The organism is Treponema sp. R80B11-R83G3, assembly GCF_054786115.1.
Window position 1 is genome coordinate 1 of record NZ_BDHF01000176.1, and the last position, 1,884, is coordinate 1,884.

Sequence of the window (1,884 nt, forward strand, 5' to 3'; positions counted from 1 at the left end):
CTCTTATTCTTGTTGCAGCCATCATTTTAGTTGTAATGAATGGCACTCGCGGTCTTTCATTTGGTGGAGGAAAATCATCCAAAGATCACGAGTATATGATCAAGGAAGCAAACAAACGGCTTGCGCAAAACCCAAATGACCCGGAAGCCCTATTTATGTTAGCCACCGCTTATTTTGACGAGGAAAACTGGGAAAAAGCAATGCCGGTATATGAAAACCTGACAGAACAAATAACTTTAAATAAAAACATAAAAGGCATCGATAATTTTGAAGTTTTCCTACGGTACGGTCTTACGGCGAAAAAACTCAATATGCTGGAACAGGCCTACAAAGGCTTTTCTACGGCAAGAACCTTCAGGATGGATAATTTTGAAGTAAATTTTGAATTAGGTTCCCTTGAGTTTGAAAGAAAAAATTATGAAAAAGCAATTCAACTTTTACAGCAGGCGCGTATTCAGGACCCGGATAACCCAGCCGTTTTGCGCACTTTAGGACATTCTCTTTTCAGGATAAAAAAACCTAAAGAGGCGATGACCTTTATCCGCAAGGCAATAGACCTTGCGCCGGATGACAAGGAATCGCTTTATACTCTGGCGGAATGTTATCATGAAGCCAATCAGATTGAGCAGGCTCTCCGCATTTATAACCACTTGCGCGCAGACCCCAATATGGGGCCGACCTGCTGTCTCGCCGCGGGAAACATACATCTGGATACGAGACAGTACGAATTGGCAATTCAAGATTTTGAAATCGGTTTAAGGCATGCCAATATCAAACCCGAGACTTTAACTGAACTGCGTTACAGGCTTGCCACAACGCTGATCAAGATGAATGATATTGGCAAGGCGATTCCGTACTTAAAACAAATACAACGCGATAATCCTTCATACAAGGACGTAACCGCCCTGTTAGGCAAATATATCGAGCTAAACGCCAACCGCAACTTGCAGGCGTTCCTTATGGGCTCATCAGCGGACTTCATCGCCCTTTGCAGAAGAATTGTCATGACTTATTACAACAAGGCAAAAGTTAAAATTTTAAATATCGCGGTAAACAAAACCGAATGGGCTGATATTCTCGCCGAAATTGATACGACAAAATGGTCGGATGTAATAATGTTCCGCTTTATCAGAACTCAAGGTTCCATAGGAGAACTAATTGTCAGAGATTTTAATTCTCATTTAAAAGAAGTAAAAGCCGGCAAAGGAGTTTGCATCACTGTCGGCCAGTTCTCGGAAGAAGCCAAAAGGTACACGGAAGCCCGCCTTATCGACTTAATAGAAAAAGACAGGCTTCAGGCGATTCTTAATGCGCTGGACGCGAAAACTGCGGCGTTAAAGAAATAAAAGAGAGGCTAAAGATATAATCGCCTATTATATCTTTATTTAAAAAACGGTTCTCTTTAATGAGAGCCGTTTTTTATTTCTTACCGCACACTGTTAATCTATATACTGTTTACGAAGTTCCTCAAGAGAACGGACAACTTGCTTAGTGTTCCGTAAAAGACAGACAACAGAATGTTGCATTTTTAATTTTATTATTTAAAAGCATAAGTGCAAGTAATTATGGTAAAAATGAATGATTTACTATCTTTTTCTTCATATTTTCATATATTTGCCAAATAGGTATTTTGTAATATGTATTTTACAGAACACTAGGAAGCGGCACAGGCGGCTTTTTCGGTGTAGGATTTGATGAACTCTGACAACTCATCTTCGGGTCATTCGATATATATTGACAAAATTACAAATGACTAATATCATATGATGATAATCCCACTAAGTTATTGTAGTTTCTTATGATTTATCGAGTATTAGTTTAGGTAATGCGCTATATTGCGAAATTTATTAAGGAGATTTTTTGTATGAATAGACCTTTTAGTAT

1 protein-coding gene is annotated in these 1,884 nt (G+C 38.9%); it reads left to right on the top strand.

The window, feature by feature from the left end; genetic code table 11:
• Positions 1–1,346, top strand: a 1,346-nt coding sequence (locus ACYVRH_RS12225) for a tetratricopeptide repeat protein (RefSeq protein ID WP_461257181.1), incomplete at its 5' end; no start/stop codon positions are given.
• Between the last annotated feature and the right edge of the window lie 538 nt (positions 1,347–1,884).